At 25.1% G+C, this 17,441-nt stretch carries 19 protein-coding genes and 1 tRNA gene; 13 read left to right on the top strand and 7 right to left on the bottom strand.

Features of this window, described 5'->3' with window-relative positions; genetic code table 11:
* Positions 1-3 precede the first annotated feature (3 nt).
* Positions 4-1,227, bottom strand: a complete 1,224-nt coding sequence (locus EIC27_RS00405) for a DNA recombination protein RmuC (protein ID WP_126044193.1) — start codon at positions 1,225-1,227, stop codon at positions 4-6.
* A gap of 72 nt (positions 1,228-1,299) precedes the next feature.
* Positions 1,300-2,475 (bottom strand): D-alanyl-D-alanine carboxypeptidase family protein, encoded by a 1,176-nt coding sequence (locus EIC27_RS00400; protein WP_126044192.1) that lies wholly within the window; start codon positions 2,473-2,475, stop codon positions 1,300-1,302.
* A gap of 59 nt (positions 2,476-2,534) precedes the next feature.
* On the opposite strand from EIC27_RS00400, the gene EIC27_RS00395 reads away from it, so the two are divergent.
* Together EIC27_RS00395 and cgtA are read left to right on the top strand one after the other, a co-directional pair.
* The gene (locus EIC27_RS00395) at positions 2,535-3,008 is read left to right on the top strand and encodes a hypothetical protein (RefSeq protein WP_205702302.1); all 474 of its coding nucleotides are present in this window, start codon (positions 2,535-2,537) and stop codon (positions 3,006-3,008) included.
* A 7-nt stretch (positions 3,009-3,015) separates the two neighbouring features.
* On the top strand, positions 3,016-3,993 hold the full coding sequence (cgtA, locus tag EIC27_RS00390) for an Obg family GTPase CgtA (RefSeq protein ID WP_126044190.1): 978 nt from the start codon (positions 3,016-3,018) through the stop codon (positions 3,991-3,993).
* A 3-nt stretch (positions 3,994-3,996) separates the two neighbouring features.
* Here cgtA and EIC27_RS00385 read toward each other — a convergent pair whose 3' ends face one another.
* From EIC27_RS00385 to EIC27_RS00375, 3 genes are read right to left on the bottom strand one after another with little or no spacing between them, the layout of a single operon-like run.
* On the bottom strand, positions 3,997-4,734 hold the full coding sequence (locus EIC27_RS00385) for a lysophospholipid acyltransferase family protein (RefSeq protein ID WP_126044189.1): 738 nt from the start codon (positions 4,732-4,734) through the stop codon (positions 3,997-3,999).
* The gene (gene kdsB / locus EIC27_RS00380; protein ID WP_126044188.1) at positions 4,724-5,455 is read right to left on the bottom strand and encodes a 3-deoxy-manno-octulosonate cytidylyltransferase; all 732 of its coding nucleotides are present in this window, start codon (positions 5,453-5,455) and stop codon (positions 4,724-4,726) included. Before kdsB ends, EIC27_RS00385 begins: the two co-directional genes overlap by 11 nt.
* 21 nt (positions 5,456-5,476) lie before the next feature.
* A complete protein-coding gene (locus EIC27_RS00375) occupies positions 5,477-8,143 on the bottom strand; it encodes a tetratricopeptide repeat protein (RefSeq protein WP_126044187.1) in 2,667 nt (888 codons plus the stop codon).
* Between the two features lie 77 nt (positions 8,144-8,220).
* Here EIC27_RS00375 and hemH point away from each other — a divergent pair, with 77 nt between their 5' ends.
* The 11 genes from hemH (at position 8,221) to EIC27_RS00320 (ending at position 16,736) form a co-directional block, all read left to right on the top strand.
* A complete protein-coding gene (gene hemH / locus EIC27_RS00370) occupies positions 8,221-9,246 on the top strand; it encodes a ferrochelatase (RefSeq protein ID WP_126044186.1) in 1,026 nt (341 codons plus the stop codon).
* 8 nt (positions 9,247-9,254) lie between these two features.
* Positions 9,255-9,920 carry a lipoyl(octanoyl) transferase LipB gene (gene lipB / locus EIC27_RS00365; RefSeq protein WP_126044185.1) on the top strand — a complete coding sequence of 222 codons (666 nt, stop codon included), beginning with the start codon at positions 9,255-9,257 and terminating at the stop codon, positions 9,918-9,920.
* Positions 9,904-10,416, top strand: a complete 513-nt coding sequence (locus tag EIC27_RS00360; protein ID WP_126044184.1) for a thioredoxin domain-containing protein — start codon at positions 9,904-9,906, stop codon at positions 10,414-10,416. The genes lipB and EIC27_RS00360 overlap by 17 nt, the downstream gene beginning before the upstream one ends.
* Entirely contained in the window at positions 10,400-10,843 is a 444-nt protein-coding gene (locus tag EIC27_RS00355) for a hypothetical protein (RefSeq protein ID WP_126044183.1), read from the top strand. The genes EIC27_RS00360 and EIC27_RS00355 overlap by 17 nt, the downstream gene beginning before the upstream one ends.
* A gap of 182 nt (positions 10,844-11,025) precedes the next feature.
* A tRNA-Asn gene (locus EIC27_RS00350) sits at positions 11,026-11,100 on the top strand.
* A gap of 14 nt (positions 11,101-11,114) precedes the next feature.
* Complete coding sequence (gene xth, locus EIC27_RS00345) at positions 11,115-11,888, top strand: exodeoxyribonuclease III (RefSeq protein WP_240627054.1); 774 nt, start codon at positions 11,115-11,117, stop codon at positions 11,886-11,888.
* Positions 11,889-12,024: 136 nt separating this feature from the next.
* Entirely contained in the window at positions 12,025-13,635 is a 1,611-nt protein-coding gene (locus EIC27_RS00340) for an ABC-F family ATP-binding cassette domain-containing protein (protein ID WP_126044181.1), read from the top strand.
* 122 nt (positions 13,636-13,757) lie between these two features.
* Positions 13,758-14,168, top strand: a complete 411-nt coding sequence (locus tag EIC27_RS00335; RefSeq protein WP_126044180.1) for a flagellar assembly protein FliX — start codon at positions 13,758-13,760, stop codon at positions 14,166-14,168.
* Position 14,169: 1 nt separating this feature from the next.
* Positions 14,170-15,090, top strand: coding sequence for an AEC family transporter (locus tag EIC27_RS00330; RefSeq protein ID WP_126044179.1), 921 nt, complete (start codon positions 14,170-14,172; stop codon positions 15,088-15,090).
* Entirely contained in the window at positions 15,080-15,718 is a 639-nt protein-coding gene (locus tag EIC27_RS00325) for an HdaA/DnaA family protein (protein WP_126044178.1), read from the top strand. Before EIC27_RS00330 ends, EIC27_RS00325 begins: the two co-directional genes overlap by 11 nt.
* Positions 15,708-16,736 (top strand): SAM-dependent methyltransferase, encoded by a 1,029-nt coding sequence (locus EIC27_RS00320; RefSeq protein WP_162298283.1) that lies wholly within the window; start codon positions 15,708-15,710, stop codon positions 16,734-16,736. Before EIC27_RS00325 ends, EIC27_RS00320 begins: the two co-directional genes overlap by 11 nt.
* 56 nt (positions 16,737-16,792) lie before the next feature.
* Here EIC27_RS00320 and EIC27_RS00315 read toward each other — a convergent pair whose 3' ends face one another.
* Together EIC27_RS00315 and EIC27_RS07820 are read right to left on the bottom strand one after the other, a co-directional pair.
* Complete coding sequence (locus EIC27_RS00315; protein WP_126044176.1) at positions 16,793-17,110, bottom strand: NUDIX hydrolase; 318 nt, start codon at positions 17,108-17,110, stop codon at positions 16,793-16,795.
* A gap of 55 nt (positions 17,111-17,165) precedes the next feature.
* Positions 17,166-17,441: transposase domain-containing protein (locus tag EIC27_RS07820; protein WP_153183752.1), on the bottom strand; the 276-nt coding region annotated here is incomplete at its 5' end.

Raw genomic sequence — 17,441 nt, 5'->3', positions numbered from 1 at the left:
TAATTATTTCGACAGTGGTAACTTTTCAACATTTTGTAATTTGTTTTTAATTACATTTCCTTTATATTCAGCATCCCCTATTGCTTTACTAGCTTGGTCTAATTTTACTTTTGTTTTACTTAAAATTCCAATAAAATTAGAGAATTCATGCTTTACAGTATCTAATAATTTCCAAACTTCATTCGATCTTTTTTCAATTGCTAAGGTTTTAAATCCCATTTGAATACTATTTAACAATGCTATAAGTGTAGTTGGACTGGTAATAATTACCCTATAATCACGCTGAAGTTTGTCAAGCAAACCAGGTATTCTAACTATTTCTGCATACAATCCCTCAACTGGTAAAAACATAACAGCAAAATCAGTACTATGCGGAGGCTTTATGTATTTTTCATTAATACTTTTAGCCTCTTTCTTAACTGCAATTTCTAAAATTTTCACCTGCTTTTCTATATTTGATTTATCACCATCTTCATAAAATTCTATAAGCTTATGATATTCAATCATCGGAAGTTTTGCATCAATAGGCAACAAAGTATTAGAATCTTCTTCATCTTTGTTTGGAAGTTTTAAAGCATATTCAACTCTTTGGTTACTGAGTGGATCAATTTTAGCATTTTCCTCATATTGCTCTTCACTTAAAACTTGCTTTAAAATATTTCCTAATTGCACCTCTCCCCAAATTCCCTTTGTTTTAACATTAGTTAGCACCTTCTTTAAATCACCAACACCTGTCGCTAAATTTTGCATCTCTCCAAGCCCTTTATAAACTATTTCTAGCTGATTACTAACCAATTTAAAAGATTCTCCTAATCTTTTTTCAAGGGTAGATTGTAATTTTTCTTCAACAGCCGCTCTAATTTCATCCAACTTTTTTTGATTATTTTGTTGCATGTTATTAACTTTTTCTTCCATTGATCTTCTCATGTTCTCTATTTTATTTTCATTCAGTTCTGCAATTTGAACCAATTGCTTTTGCATAGAGTCTAACTGTTTTTGCTGATTTAAATAATTGTTTTCAATTTGCTTCGTAATACTACTATGTAAAAAATTTATTTGTTTATCAAAAAAATTATTTAAAAGATTAATTGATGATTTTTGTTCTGACAAAGTATCTTTCAAAGCATCAATATTATTTGAATTTTTAATGCAGATAATGCAAAGATAAATACTTAAAGCAATTAACAGTAATAATATTATTAATAGAAGTATAATTTGTATGTTCATAAATAATTAATAGAAGTATTACTTCAGATATAATAATTTTAGTAATATGTATATATTAAATTTAACTATTAATTAACCAATTAATTTTTTAAAAAAATATTTAATACCTTGAATAGACCTTTTAAAAAACCCTGCTTCATTTACATCAATACTTGTAATTAGTTCAACCTCTTTGATTAAAGTATTATTTTTACTATCCATAATCTTTAATTTACCAACAACTTCTCCCTGCTTAACAGGAGCTTTTAGTGGTTCCTGAAATTCAGTTAAAAACAATAAATCTTTCATTTTATCATAGTTATTTGGCACAGTAATAATAATTTCACTTTTTACATTTAAGGCTATTTTATTTAAATTACCATAAATAACATCACCTTCAATTACTTCCTTATGGCCTTTAAATAAAGTCAAATTTTTAAAATTTGAAAATCCAAAATTTAATAATTTTCTTGCCTCTCTTTCTCTTTCTTTTTCACTACCAAGTCCATTTATAACTGCTATAAGCCTTCTTTCTCCTTTTTTTGCACTTATGACAATTCCATGTCCACCTATATCAGTTTTTTTACCCGTTTTTATTCCATCTACTCCATAAGCACCAATTAATGTATTTCTATTATTTTGTCTTACCTTATTAAAAGAATATCGTTTTATGGAATGGTAATGATAATACTCTGGAAAATCTTTTAATAACCTTATTGCCAATGTCACTAAATCTTTAGAGCTCATCAAATGTCCCTCATCAGGCCATCCCGTGCTATTTTTAAAAACAGAATTTTTCAACCCTAATTTTTTGGCATATATATTCATTTTATTGGCAAATGATTCTTCACTACCATCTAATGCTTCTGCTAAAGCAATCGATGCATCATTACCAGACAAAACAATCACTCCTTTTAAAAGTTCATCAACAGAAACTTTTTGTCCTGATTTCAAAAATATCTTTGAACCACCTTTTTTAGCAGCTTTATCACTTATTATAAATTTATCTGATAATTTTAAATCTCCGTTTTGTAAATTTTGAAATATAATATATGATGTCATGATTTTTGTCATAGAAGATGGAGGCATTAGTGTATTACCATTTTTATCATATAAAACTTCACCACTTTCAAAATCTACTAAATATGCATATTTAGCACTTGTATCAAAGTTATTTGAAAAAATATTATCTTGAGCAAAATTAAAATTTATTGCTTGAGTTATAAAAACGAATATTATAAGGGTTCTATAGGCTATTAAATTAAACATCAGATTACATGAAAATTAAATTATTATTTTTTATATTATGTTATTTTTGCATTATATCTGTGCACATTCCATCACAAGCAAAAAATAATTCACAAATATTACAAAGAAATATAGGTAATTGGATAACATATATTGAAAAAAAAGGTAAGAAAAAAATATGCTATATGTATTCTAATCCTATAAAAACAATAATATTTACGGAAAAAAGGGATACACCATATATAAATTTAAACTACCTAGGTGAAAACAATTTTACAATTACTGTTAAACCAGGATTTGAGATCTCTCAAAATAATCCCATATTAATTATAATTGATGAAGAAAGAAAATATAATTTAAATAGTAAATATAAAAATTTTGCAACAACGTACAATAGCGATCAAGATAATCATATAATAAATTTATTTATCAAAGCTACATATAATTATTTTACTATTAAAAGCTATAAAACAGATGATAAATTAGCTTTAGATTATTATAGTTTATCGGGTTTCAAAGATTCATTAAAGTATTTAAAAAATAATTGTTCCTAATAATAACATGCATTTTATAGATGAAGCTAAAATATTTCTAAAAGCTGGAGATGGAGGGAATGGAGCTTCTAGCTTTAGGCGAGAGAAATATATTGAATTTGGAGGACCAGACGGTGGAAATGGTGGCAATGGAGGTTCAGTAATATTTAGAGTAGTAGAGAATTTGAACACATTAATTGATTTTAGATATAAGCAGCATTTTAAAGCTCCTAAAGGACAAACAGGTCAAGGAAAAAATAAAACTGGAAAGTCAGGTGAAGATTTAATTATTGATATACCACAGGGAACTCAAATGCTATCCGAAGATAAAAAATACATATTATATGATTTTGATCAACCTGAACAAAAAGAAATAATTATTCAAGGTGGAAGTGGTGGATTAGGAAATAGCAATTTTAAATCTTCAAGAAATCAAGCTCCAAGAAAATTTACTGAAGGTAAAATCGGCAATGAAATGTGGGTATGGCTTAATTTAAAATTACTATCAAATATTGGTTTATTAGGAATGCCTAATGCTGGCAAATCTACTTTTCTGTCCAAAGTAACATCTGCAAAGCCAAAAATTGCTGATTATCCATTCACAACTCTCAAACCTCAGTTAGGAGTTGTTTATTGTGGACATAATGAGTTTACAATAGCAGATATCCCAGGATTAATTGAAAATGCAAGTTTAGGACATGGTCTTGGTATAAAATTTCTAAAACATCTAGAAAGATGTAAAATCCTTCTTCATATAATAGACATAACAAGTGATGACATAATTGATAATTATAAAATTATAAGAAAAGAATTGGAAAATTATAAAGATTTAGCTAGTAAAAAAGAACTAATATTACTCTCTAAAACAGATATGATTGATGAAGTTGCAGTTCATGAAAAGAAAAAGAAATTAGAAAAAATAACAAATAAAGAAGTAATGACTTACTCATCCATTACAAATAATGGTATTGAGATTGTTAAGAATCGTCTATTTAAAGCATTATAAAATTCATATTTTTTTACACAGCTCATCACTATTACTATCAATAACTTTCTTCAATTGAGCTAAAGCTTGTTTGTTATCTAATTTTTTATCTAATTCTGGCAGAATTTTAAAAATCACTGTGCCAGGATATTTTAACCAAGAATCTTTAGACCAAAATAAACCTGAATTTAAAGCAATTGGAATAATAGGTATATCTGGAAATTTTTTTCTAATTGCAATAATACCAGAATGGTATTCAGCTGATTCAAAAGTTCTCACACGAGTCCCTTCTGGAAAAATTATAATACTCCTCTTTTGTTTTAAATTTACTTCGCAATCTCTTAACATACTTTTTAACGCTGACATCCCTCCCTTTCTATCAATAGGAATCATACCCATTTGCTTCAAAAACCAGCCGTAAAAAGGTATACTAAGCAATTCTTTTTTTATTACATAAACTGGAAAATTTAAATATTGCTGAAAAAGCCCTGTTTCAAGAGCAGATTGATGTTTGCAAGCAATGATGAAAGGCTCTTTAGGTAAATTTTTTAGTCCCCTTAATTCTATTTTAATATTACAAATCGCTTTTAATCCATAAATTAAACCATACGACCATATTGTGCCTAAAACTGCCATAACTTTAGGTTTTTTAAAAAAAACCAACGGAGATAATATGCTGCAAGTTATAATTGTCCAAACTGGCAAAAAAATATTAAAAATTAATGACCTAATGTAAACTAAACTTAAATTGCTATTTTTCATATTTTTTTAAATAATCTTTTGATTTTAATAAATCTCGCTTTGTATCTATACTTATATTAGGATCGTTAGTTATTGCAATTTTGACTTTCATACCATTTTCTAACGCCCTTAATTGCTCTAATTTTTCATTTTTTTCTAATGGTGATTGAGGTAAACATACAAACTTCTCAAGAGAATTTGCTTTAAATCCATATATTCCAATATGTTTATAATTTTCATCTAACCTCACCGGATATCTAGTAAAATAAAGAGCGTAATTTTGGTAACTTTTAATAACTTTTACAGCATTAATGTTATTTATGTCATCTTCTATATCATTAATTTTAGAAGCAGCAGTGGCTATATCAATATCTTGTTCATCATTCAAAACATCATTTACTTTTTTTATAGTAATTGAATTGATATGTGGCATATCACCTTGTAAATTTATGATGTTGTCATATTCTTCATTTAAATTTTTATATGCTGCATAAACTCTATCTGTACCGGAAGTAAGCGTTGGATCAGTACTTATATAATTAAAATTATAAGAATTTATTAAGTTTCTTAGCTCATCATTACAACCTGCAACAACAACTTTCCCTATATTTGATTCTAAAGCCTTATTATAGACCCTGATTATCATTGGTATTCCTTTAATATTAATCAAAGGTTTTTTTGGCAAACGAGTTGAATCAAGGCGTGCAGGTATAATAATAATAGATTTTCGAAAAGTGCTCATCTTAAATAATTATTATCTCTTCTAGTGAGTAATTTGATTATATACATCATTAATTATATTTTGTATATCCTGAGAATCCACTATTTTTTTACTATTCTTAGTATTTTGCAGTTTTACCAAAAGATGAATAATATTCAATATTTTATCATGTTTAACTCTTAACCTATTTTTAAATTGATTATATAAATTAGATAAAAGCTTTTTTCTATCTAGATACGCATATGATACAGATTGCCTTAAGATTTTATTTGCATCTTCTATTGTTAAGAGTTTATTATTTTTCATCAATGAATAAATATAAGGCTCAGAGTTATCATTAAATAAATGCCACTTCTTTTGTTTCCAATATATATTTGATCTAATAACATCCGCACTACTAGATAGGTCTCCATCTAAAACTTTTATTGCTTTATCATCATCATTAACCTCAAAAAGTGCTTGAGCATAAATATGAGTTCTTGCAATTTTAATTTGATCAGGATAATTTTTTAATAAACTTTCATTAATTAATTCAACAACCTTTTCAGGCTTACGTAGTTCCAAATATACATTTAATAACTTATTCAATACCTGCTCTTTCTCATATCCATTTAATCTATATTTATATTGGTGATCTAAAATCTTAGATGCCCCATCTAATAAATCTAAGTCAATTAAATAATTTACCAACTTTAAAGCTATTTTGTCCCCTATATTACCAATAAGGTTTAAGTAACTAAATTCATCAAATATTGCCACTTTTTGGAAAGCATCATATTTATCTCCAACTTCACTTAGAAAAATACTTATAAAAGTAGTTGTCATTTTCTCTTTTGCTTCTAAGGCTTCAAAACTATTATGAAAATATTCTATAATGGTTTGCCAAGTTAATAATGCATTAATATAATCATCAACCATGTAATATAATTCAGCAGTTCTTTTTAAAACTGTTATTTCAAATTCTGAATTCCTAATTTTAAAATCTAAATATAATAATTGCTCAATACCCTCTTTAATGCTTATTTTTTTATTCTTAATTTCTAAATCAATCAACTCATATTCACACTTTGGGCTAAAATAAAATGAACCATCTATATTTTTACAATTTGTTAACAATTTTATGACATCATTATTATTCTCAGCTAATTTTTGTAAATTTGCTTGTTCATAATAAAATTCAGCTAAATTTTCCCTGGTTAAATTAATTTTTGATAAATTTTTAATAATATCTTTAGCTGCATTAAAATACTTATTTTTAATCAAAAGTCTAAGTTCAAATAGTTTAATTTTTATGAAAATATTTTCAGGATAATTTTTCAAAAAAGCACTATTATTATCAGAAAAAATTTCAATTAAACTACCACTTATTTTTTGAGGTTTATTATTCAATAAATTAATAATATCATTCCAAAACCTGACTTCCTTTAAATTCTTTGTTGGAACAGAAGATATATCTATTTTACTTATTAATTCATAAGCTTTATCAAATCTGTTGCTCATCACATTAGATACTGCATATACCAATAAAAAATCATATTTGTTAGCTAATAATGGATTATTATATATTGAAAATTTTAATTGAGAAGTTGATTCAGGGTAGTAACCATTAGCTAAGTTAAGTAAAGCAAGATTAATTCTAAAATTGTATTTTTCATCAACTGAGCTATTATATATTTCTGATTGTATTAATTTTTGATCATTGATATATTCTTCCAAACCCTTTCTGTAAGGTTTTATACATAGGATACAATCTTCACTTTTAAATTTTTTTAATTTTGTAAACCCAGGGGTCTGAAATATAGAATTAATTAATGAAGACCCATATTTTGATGATATGTTAAGTCCATTTTTTGAAGTAATCCAAAATAAATTATCATTTTTATTAAACAAAAGTTCACTAGATTTTTCAGAAATAGCAACTCCTTGTATTGAAGGCAAAACATCTAAATCAACAAAAGTAAATTCATTTTTTATACCATACTGATAAGAATTTGTTGTTAGAACTGTAATTTTACCTTTATTTAAGGGGTCAATAAAAGAAATTATCTTTCCAGTTTTTAAATTTTCAATATCAAACTCTATTTTAGAAGTTGGTTCTTCAAAAGGTTTAGATACAAAATTAATAATTTTTGATTTAACTTTCTGAGGAAATATCTTAATAATAAATGAATTCATGTCTTTATATATCAAGAAATACTGATGATTTATTTTCTTTTCAACTAATTTAAAAACTATAGCTAAAGAATCATCTCCTATTTTATAATGATAAAAATCATCTACCAACGCATGATCAATAACGTGTTTATTGACATATTCATTTAAAATTTTGACATTTACAGGAACATATTTATCAAAAATAACATACAAATAGTCATTTTTTATATACGAAGCTATATTTACAGTTTCATCCCATGGAAATATTATTTTTGTATTTTCAATATTTTGATTTAAAACAACATCAAGTCGTTTAGGAATAAATTTATGTGTTTTAATCTTTGATTTTGAATTATCAAGCTCTATTTTTTTTATATTTGAGGTAATTTTTTTAACTTTTTTTGCCTTAACTTTCTTCTTAGGAATATTTTTTAGATGCTGTAATAAATTATATGGTCCAGTACTATCATCTGCTAAAGCAACGTTAAACTCAAGGGAAAATAATATAATTAATGTAAGTAATATTATTCTAAAGGTCTTTAATTTCACAAGCAAACTATATTTAGTAAAAACTATTTGATAAACTCAAGCTTACTGATAATATTCATTTTGTAAATTATAATATTATTTTTATGAAAAATATTAAAATAAAAAATAGAATTGCTGTTGTTATATATAATTTAGGTGGTCCAAATAGCAGAAATGATATTGAATTCTTTTTATTCAATTTATTTAACGATAAAAATATTATAACTATTCCTAATCCTTTTAGATATCTTTTAGCAAAATTAATATCTAAACTTAGAAAAAAAGAAGCCACTCTTAATTATAATAAACTTGGCGGAAAATCTCCTTTACTTAAAAATACAATTAAACAAAAACAAGCTCTTGAAAAAATACTTGATAAAAGTACACATAAAATTTTTATCAGCATGAATTTTTGTAATCCTTTGCCCTATCAAACAGTTAAAGAAGTTGAAAACTTTAATCCTACAAAAATTGTTTTAGTTCCTTTATATCCACAATTCTCTACTACAACGACTGCATCTTTTTTAGATAAATGGAATAAGGCTTTCAGTAAATCTACATTAACATGTCCTCAAAAAATCATTTGTTGCTACTATTCTCAAAAAGAATTTATTGAATCGTCTAAAAAGATTTTCTTAAACATATATAACAAGGCCACAAAAGAAAATGGAAAACCATATGTTATCTTTGTTGCCCATGGTCTACCTGAAAAAATTATTGAATCAGGAGATCCTTATCAATGGCAAATTGAAAATACAGTTAAATTAATTGTTGAATCAGCAAACATCAAAAACTTAGATTATATATTAGCTTACCAAAGCAGAGTTGGACCTGTTTCATGGATTAAACCTTATGCAGATGAAGTTATAATCAAAGAATCAAAAATGAATAAAAATATCCTAATAGTCCCTATATCTTTTGTATCTGAACATGTTGAGACCTTAGTAGAGCTTGATTTAGAATATAAGGAACTAGCTGAATCAAATGGAGCAAAATCATATTATAGAGCAAAAACAGTGAGTGAAGATGATTTTTTTATAAAAGGATTAAAAAATTTAATTATCAATGATAAAAGTAGTTGTGAAACCTGTCCTAAGAAATTTAATAAATGCTATAAAATTAAAAACTAAACAATTAGATGCATAAAATTGATTTTATTTATTCTAATAAACCAATTGAATATGAATTTTCAATGAAATTTATGAAAAATAAAGTAGAAAAAATTATTTCTTCTAAAGAAAATCAGGCAATATGGCTATTAGAGCATCCTAATATTTACACACTAGGAAGAAGCGCAGTGAAATCTGACATTAAAAATAATATTAATATTCCATATATTGATACAGATCGAGGTGGTAAAATAACTTATCATGGACCAGGACAAAAGATTATTTATATTATGTTAAATTTAAAAGAAATCTTTAATAATCAACCAGATATAAAATTATTTATTAATATGTTAGGGAAATGGATAATCACTATACTTAACAAAAACAATATTTTAGCTTATATAGATAATGAAAACATTGGAGTATGGGTAAAAGATAACAATATTAATAAAAAAATAGCATCTATAGGAATCAAATTAAAAAAATGGATCTCATATCATGGTATTGCATTAAATATTAACCCAAACATGAGCTATTTTAATAATATTAATCCTTGTGGAATATTAAATTGTAAAATGACATCTATTTATAAAGAAAATAATAAATTAATTGAAAATTATAAATTAAATGAAATGATCAAAAATACATTTTTAAAAAATTTTAATTTTGAATTAGGAAATGAATATAAAATTTAAATTATTTTTACCTTTTCTTACTTTGCTCTTAATCGTAACTTTATTTAGTTTTAAGCTTATTTTTAATAAAAGTACTGATAGTGTTATTGAATTAAAAAATGAGGAATTACTTTTTCACAAAACAGTAAGCATTTTTACTGAAAATGAAGTGAAATTTAAACAAAATAATAAATATATAATACTTAATTTTTTTTCAACAAATTGCGAGCAATGTATAAATAAATTATCTGAATTAGAACATTTAAATAAAAAAGGAATAAAAATTTATGGTATAATGGTAGGTGAAAATAAAAATAATTTAACAACTTTATTAAATAAATTTGGAAATTGTTTTGAAGATATATTAATGATTAATTATAAGACATATAAAAATATTGGATATAATAAATTACCAGTGACTATTATTCTCAAAGATAACAAAATAGTATATAAATTTGAAGATAATCATAAATATCAATTAATAGAAAAAATTATTTTAAATGAAGATAGAAATTAATACAGAATATAAACAAATCAATTCACTAAAGAGAATTGTTAAAAATCTAAATAATGAAATATCAAATTTGATTATTGAGAAAAATAATATAATTAAAATAATAGATACATTAAATATAAAATTAAAAAATTTAATTAAAGAAATTGAAGAAGAAAAAACTCTATCAAAGCAAATTTTAAATTTTGAATTTGGAAAATTTTTTGAATTATCAAAACAAAAAATGAATAAAATTATTGATGAAAAAGACCTTAATAAATCTAAGCTTGAATTGTTAATTGAAGATTTAAAAACAAAATATGATGAACAAAAAAAGTATGAAAATCTATTAGAAAAATCTAAAGATAGAATTGATTATGCAAATAATCTTACTGAACAAAAACATTTAGATGAAATATCACAACATAGACATATTCAAAATAAATTTTAATTATAAAATTAACTTTTTCACATACTTATTAAAACAATAGTTTTTCCTTGATTTATATTGCTACTCATAATTTGCATGTCTCATCATTATATAAATTTTCTGACATAAGTTAAATAATTGTAAAAATATAAATTTCACTCTAGACATTTTAAAAATACTATTATATAAAAAATGTGTATTAATCCTCGGTAGCTCAGTGGTAGAGCAAACGGCTGTTAACCGTTAGGTCGCTGGTTCGAATCCGGCCCGAGGAGCCATTTAAGTGTATTTCATGATTATTTGTTGGAATGTAAATTCGATATCTTCTAGGTTAAATCACCTTATTAAGATTGTTAAAGAGCATAATCCCAAAATAATTTTATTACAGGAGCTCAAATGCACTCAAGAAAAATTTCCTTATGATATATTAGAAGATTTAGGTTATAATATTAAGATTTTTGGTCAAAAGACATATAATGGTGTTGCTATTTTAAGTAAATTCCCTTTAGAAGACACAATCATTGGACTTGAAGGTATGAGTAATGAGAAAGAAGCTCGTTATATTGAAGCTACAATAACGATTAACAAAACATGCTATAAAATAATTTCAGCATACATTCCCAATGGCTCTGAAGTAGGTTCAGAAAAATTTATATATAAGCTGGAGTTTTTTAAAAAGCTTGAGAAAAGACTTATAAAATTGATTGGTTATGGTGAAAACGTAATTATTGGAGCAGATTTTAATGTTGCTCCAGAAAAGATTGATGTTTTTAACCCAAATCACTCTGATGGAAAATTATTATTTAGTATTGAAGAAAGAAAAAGTTTTAGACGCTTATTAAATTTAGGTTTAATTGATACCTATAGAGAGTTTAATAAAGAAGTGCAACAATTTAGTTGGTGGGATTATAGAGCTGGCAGTTGGCAACATAATAAAGGAATGCGAATAGATCATATCTTAGTATCACCTAGAGTGGCAGATAAAATAATTACTACAGGAGTATTAGCAGAAACTAGAGGATGGGAAAAACCATCTGACCACGCCCCTGTTTATATAGAATTTTAACTTCAAGAGCTCATAATTATTATCTTATCAATTATTTATAGATAGTATCCTGTATTTAATAATCAAATCTATATTGAAGTATATTTAAATAATCTGTATTATAAGCATCTATTCACGATAAATTTAATTCATCACTATGATTTTATGCAAAGATATCTCTATGCATTTTGGAGGTAAAAAACTTTTTGATAATGTTAGCTTTACTTTGAAGACAAATAATAAATATGGCCTAATTGGAGCAAATGGATCAGGAAAATCAACCTTAGTTAAATTAATTAAAGGTGAGGAAGAGTTAACTTCAGGTGATATAGTCATCAGTGAATTATTGAAAATTAGTGCTTTGAGCCAGGATCAATTTAAATATGAAAATGATAGAATAATTGATGTCGTTATTCAAGGGAATGAAATCTTATGGGATGCAATGAAAGAACAAGATGCATTAAGTAATAAAAGTGATGTTACTAATGAAGAAGGCTATAGAATTGCAGAATTAGAATCTATTATATATGAAAATGATTGTTATACTGCAGAATCAAACGCTGAGATAATTTTACAAGGACTTGGCATTGATGAGAAAGATTTCAAAGAACCTCTTAAAAAATTATCTGGTGGTTATAAAATTAGAGTTTTGCTTGCGCAATGTCTTTTTTCAAACCCTGATATACTGCTATTAGATGAACCAACAAACCACTTAGACATACTATCAACACAATGGCTAGAAGATTTTTTGAAAAAAAAATTTAAAGGAATTTTATTATTAATATCTCATGACCACGATTTTTTAAATTCAACATGTAATAATATCTTAGATATTGATTATAATACAATCACACTATACTCAGGTAATTACGATCATTTTATTAAAGAAAAACAAAATATAGCAGAGCAAAAAGAGTTAGAAAAAGCTTCAGTAGAAAAGAAAATAGCTAAAGATAAGGTTTTTATAGAGAAATTTAGGTACTCTGCTGCACGTTCTAAACAAGCACTTTCAAGAGAAAAAAAAGTTCAAAAAATAGATGTTCCAGAACTTATGCGTAGCTCAAGAATTGCTCCTAAGTTTTTATTTAAACAAAAGGAAAAATCCGGTCAAGAAGTGTTAGATATTTCAGAGCTTTCACAATCTTTTAAAGAAAATCCATTATTTCAAAATTTATCTTTTAAAGTAAATAGGGGAGAAAAAATAGCTGTCTTAGGTATAAATGGTATAGAAAAATCAACATTACTTAAAACTATGCTAGAACTAATAACTCCTACAAATGGAAGTATAAAATGGGGACATAATACAAAATATTCATATTTCTCACAAGATCATCATGACTTAATAAAGGGTAATGTTTCAGCAATAGACTGGTTAATGGATGCCACTAATGAATCAAATATTAGTACTATAAGAGGAGCGCTTGGAAGAATGTTGCTAACACAAAATCAAGTTGATAAGCTAGTTAATGTATTAAGTGGTGGAGAAGCTGCAAGATTATTATTTGCAAAAATCACACTTGAAAAAGCTAATATTCTAGTACTTGATGAACCTACAAATCACCTAGATTTAGAAAGTAGAATAGCACTTGCAAATTCATTGAAATCTTTTGAAGGAACAATTATATTTGTAATTCATGATAGACATTTCATATCCACAATTGCGGATAGAGTTATTTTTATGAATAAAGGAAGAACTATAGATTTTCCAGGTAAATATAATGAATTTAGGAAAAATATAGTAAATTTTTTGAAGTTTAAAGGTTTATGATAAGTCTAATTCACTTAAGTAAATTTTATGTCTAAATTTATAATACTTTTTAATAGCATATTTATATAATGAAATTTGTATATAAATATGATATTATTACTATGTAAAAAACATCGATAGATATGTCTAATATTATACATCCAATTTACATAAATAGAATATCTACTGTAAGAAAAACAAACAAAAAAGACGGTAAAAAAAATTTCAAATTAGAAAATACATCTACAGTAAAAAATTTAAATAAATCTTATCATAAACAAGAAGTAAGCTCTGAAAATTTATACTTTTTACAGGCAAATGCTAGTGAAATAAATAAGGATAAAGATTTAAATTATGGAAACAATTTGTTAGATCTATTAGCTAAATATAGGAAATCAGTATTACTTTCAAAGCCATCAAACAAAGAGCTATATGAAATAAAAACAACTCTTGAGATGTATAATAAATCTTCTTCTGATACTAAAATTAATAATATAATTCAAGAAATTGAAACTTTAGCAAATGTAGAACTTGCAAAAAGAGGCATAATATAAAATGTCATTCTTTAGTTTAATCTCTAAAATCCTACCTTTATATATAATCACTGTACAAGGATATATTGCTGGAAGATTACATGAAATTGACACAAAGTCTTTAAGTAAATTAATGTTTCATTTTTTAATGCCTGTTATTTTCTTTGATGTGGCATTAAATACAAAACTTGAATTAAGATATATTCTTCTTCCAGTTCTATATTTTATATTTTGTGTAATTTTGCGCACAGTATCTCTCTTTATTGGTTCAAAATTCTTTGATGATGGAAGGGAAAAAATTATTGGATACGCAGCAGGAAGTGTTAACACAAGCAGCTTAGGGCTTTCTATTGCTATGTTAATTTTTGATAATAACTATATAAGAATCTTTATGTTATCAACAATTGGGCTCATGACTTATGTATATACTGTAGGTAATTACACAATATCTAATAATATTAAATCAAGTAAAAGAAGATTGCCATATCTTTTAAAATTACCACCAATGTATGGCTTTGCCATTGGCATTATAGCAAATATTAGTGATATAAGGTTATTTGATGGATTTAATAATTTATTTTCACAGATGAGAGCTGCTTATTTAGTATTAGGCATGATGATTTTTGGATTAAGTTTAAGCAAAGTAAAATTAAATGGTGGTGTTAAATTTATAAGCATTTTTGTTTTATCAAAAACACTAATATCTCCATTACTATATTTATCATTTATATTATTAGATAAATTTGTATTTCATATTTATGATAATGAAATGTATAAATTATTTTTTCTTTTGTCAGCTTTGCCTCCAGGAGTAGATTGTATTATAACTTGCAATTTATATAATAAATTTCCTGAAAAAGCAGCCATAGCTTTATTAGTAAGCACAATTATATCTACCATATACATACCATTTTTCTTACAGTTTTTTAATAATGCAACGTAAACTAAATTTAAAAACTCCTTATCAAGTTAATGAAGATGAGCTAATTGTTTCTTTAGCTAACATAGAAATATATAAGTCTATTTTTAAATGCGATAAATGGGTTAATAATAGAATATTAATTATTGGCTCAGAAAAATCAGGCAAAACATCTTTTGCTAATTTATGGCGAAATACTGTAAATGCAAAGATTATAAAAAATATTGATAACTTAGAAGATAATCAAAGAGTAATTGTTGATAACATAGAAAATTTTAATGAACTCAATTTAATAAATATAATCAATTTCACTCAAGAAAGATCACTATCATTATTAATGACTTGTTCAAAATATCCATCTTTTAAACTTAATGATCTAGCATCAAGAATTAAATCAACATATAAATTAATTATTAAAGAGCCTGATGAAAATTTAGCAAAACTACTATTGAAAAAATTCTTTAAACAACGACAAATTAAAATTTCTGAAGAAGTTATTAATTACATCTATAATAACATTCAAAGAAAATACTCTTCTATTGAACAAATAGTAAGTCTTTTAGATAATCAATCAATTATTCAAGGAAGAAAACTTACAGTTAAATTTATACAAGATGTATTTAAAAAATTTAACATTGCAAATGAAGAATAATATTCAAGATTATATTATAAATATAATAAAAAATCATGGGCCTCTTACAATAGATATAATTATCCAGATTTCATCAAATTATTATTATTCAAATTTTGATTCAATAGGAGAAAAAAGTGATTTCATTACTGCACCTGAAATTAGCCAAATGTTTGGTGAAATAGTTGCAATATATTTGATTGATATATGGTATAGAAAATTTAATAAACCGTTAACATTAGTGGAATTAGGGCCAGGAAATGGAACCATGATGCATGATATTCTAAGAACAGCTAAACAATTTAAAAATTTTTATAGCAATATTAAAGAAGTAGCATTAATAGAAACAAGTCCATATTTAGTAAACAAACAAAAATCTCGATTAAAGGATTTTAATAATTTAAATATCACTTGGTATACAAATATTGATGATGTAAAAGGAGATAATTATTTAATCATTGCAAATGAATTTTTTGACGCACTTCCTATCAAACAATTTTATTATAAAGATAATAAAATTTTTGAAGTAGTTATATCCTTAAGTGATAATAAATTAATCTATGGATTAATAGAAAATTCTTCAAATTTAATCACCAATAGCCATTTTAAAAACTCTCAATTCATTGAAATCTCTGATTATAGAAAAAAATATACAGACCATATATCTAAAAAAATTTCAAATGATAAAGGCATTGCATTGATTATTGATTACGGCTATTTAAAAAATCCAAATAAAAGCACCTTACAAGCTGTAAAAAATCATAAAAAAGTTAATTTACTTGATAATATTGGCTATGCTGACATCACCTCTTTAGTTAATTTCACAGATATAAAAAACGATTTTATTAAAAATAATATATCGTCAAACATATTAGACCAAAGTGAATTTTTAACTAAAAATTGTATTATAGAAAGAGCTGAATCTCTAATAAAGTCTAGAGCTTCACGTGAAAAAATTAATTTTCAATTAAATAAGTTAATAGCAAATGATGAAATGGGCACTTTATTTAAAGTACTTACAACCTCCCCTACTTTTTGAATACAATTTAATCTAATTCAGTCTGTTATTATATTATGATGAATATATTCTTCAAATTAAATTAATAATTGGACTTTTTTAAGCATTCTCATTATGGAAACATTACTTGTAGGTATATTTGTATCTTTTATATCAAACCATTTTAACTCATTTGACTCTTTATTTTTTTTCATTGATTCTCTTTCAGCAATTAAAAGAAATCTGCAATCAAAGTGATAATGCGAAGGTTCATCTTTGATTTTAGGAATTATATGAATATCTAAATCAAATATATTTTCAAAATGTAAATGAAAATTACTTATTCCTGACTCTTCCCTTGCTTCTTTTAATGCTACTCTTATTACGTAAACGCTAAAATATCCCCATCTTGACAAGTATTATCCGCCTTTCTTTGGGTTTCTTAAGTTTTTTGATAATTCTAAAAAAAATTTAATTTGATGATATTTTTTTATCAATATTATATGGAAGTAAATTTACTAACTCTTTTGGATCAGAATAATCATGAATATGATTCAGCAAATATTTTAAATAATCATAAGGATTAATCTTATTTACTTTGCAAGTTTCAATAATACTATAAATATTTGCACTAGCTTTAGCACCCTTAGTTGTTGCACAGAACATCCAATTTTTTCTGCCAACTGCAAATGGTTTTATACTACGCTCCGAATCATTATTATCAATACGCAGTCTTCCATCTAAAAG

The sequence above is a fragment of the Candidatus Aquarickettsia rohweri genome, from assembly GCF_003953955.1.
Classification (GTDB): Bacteria; Pseudomonadota; Alphaproteobacteria; order Rickettsiales; family Midichloriaceae; genus Aquirickettsia; species Aquirickettsia rohweri.
The sequence above is the reverse complement of the archived record's forward strand: the minus strand, read 5'-3'. Positions and strand labels throughout refer to the sequence as shown.

What these genes read in the sequence shown, in the direction of transcription:
- EIC27_RS00340 (WP_126044181.1), top strand. Translation starts at nt 12,025, where the DNA reads ATGATTTTATGCAAAGATATCTCTATGCATTTTGGAGGTAAAAAACTT.
- hemH (WP_126044186.1), top strand. Translation starts at nt 8,221, where the DNA reads ATGAAAAATATTAAAATAAAAAATAGAATTGCTGTTGTTATATATAAT.
- EIC27_RS00405 (WP_126044193.1), bottom strand. Translation starts at nt 1,227, where the DNA reads ATGAACATACAAATTATACTTCTATTAATAATATTATTACTGTTAATT.
- EIC27_RS00385 (WP_126044189.1), bottom strand. Translation starts at nt 4,734, where the DNA reads ATGAAAAATAGCAATTTAAGTTTAGTTTACATTAGGTCATTAATTTTT.
- xth (WP_240627054.1), top strand. Translation starts at nt 11,115, where the DNA reads ATGATTATTTGTTGGAATGTAAATTCGATATCTTCTAGGTTAAATCAC.
- EIC27_RS00355 (WP_126044183.1), top strand. Translation starts at nt 10,400, where the DNA reads ATGAAGATAGAAATTAATACAGAATATAAACAAATCAATTCACTAAAG.
- EIC27_RS00400 (WP_126044192.1), bottom strand. Translation starts at nt 2,475, where the DNA reads ATGTTTAATTTAATAGCCTATAGAACCCTTATAATATTCGTTTTTATA.
- cgtA (WP_126044190.1), top strand. Translation starts at nt 3,016, where the DNA reads ATGCATTTTATAGATGAAGCTAAAATATTTCTAAAAGCTGGAGATGGA.
- EIC27_RS00360 (WP_126044184.1), top strand. Translation starts at nt 9,904, where the DNA reads ATGAATATAAAATTTAAATTATTTTTACCTTTTCTTACTTTGCTCTTA.
- EIC27_RS00330 (WP_126044179.1), top strand. Translation starts at nt 14,170, where the DNA reads ATGTCATTCTTTAGTTTAATCTCTAAAATCCTACCTTTATATATAATC.
- EIC27_RS00320 (WP_162298283.1), top strand. Translation starts at nt 15,708, where the DNA reads ATGAAGAATAATATTCAAGATTATATTATAAATATAATAAAAAATCAT.
- EIC27_RS00335 (WP_126044180.1), top strand. Translation starts at nt 13,758, where the DNA reads ATGTCTAATATTATACATCCAATTTACATAAATAGAATATCTACTGTA.
- EIC27_RS00325 (WP_126044178.1), top strand. Translation starts at nt 15,080, where the DNA reads ATGCAACGTAAACTAAATTTAAAAACTCCTTATCAAGTTAATGAAGAT.
- kdsB (WP_126044188.1), bottom strand. Translation starts at nt 5,455, where the DNA reads ATGAGCACTTTTCGAAAATCTATTATTATTATACCTGCACGCCTTGAT.
- lipB (WP_126044185.1), top strand. Translation starts at nt 9,255, where the DNA reads ATGCATAAAATTGATTTTATTTATTCTAATAAACCAATTGAATATGAA.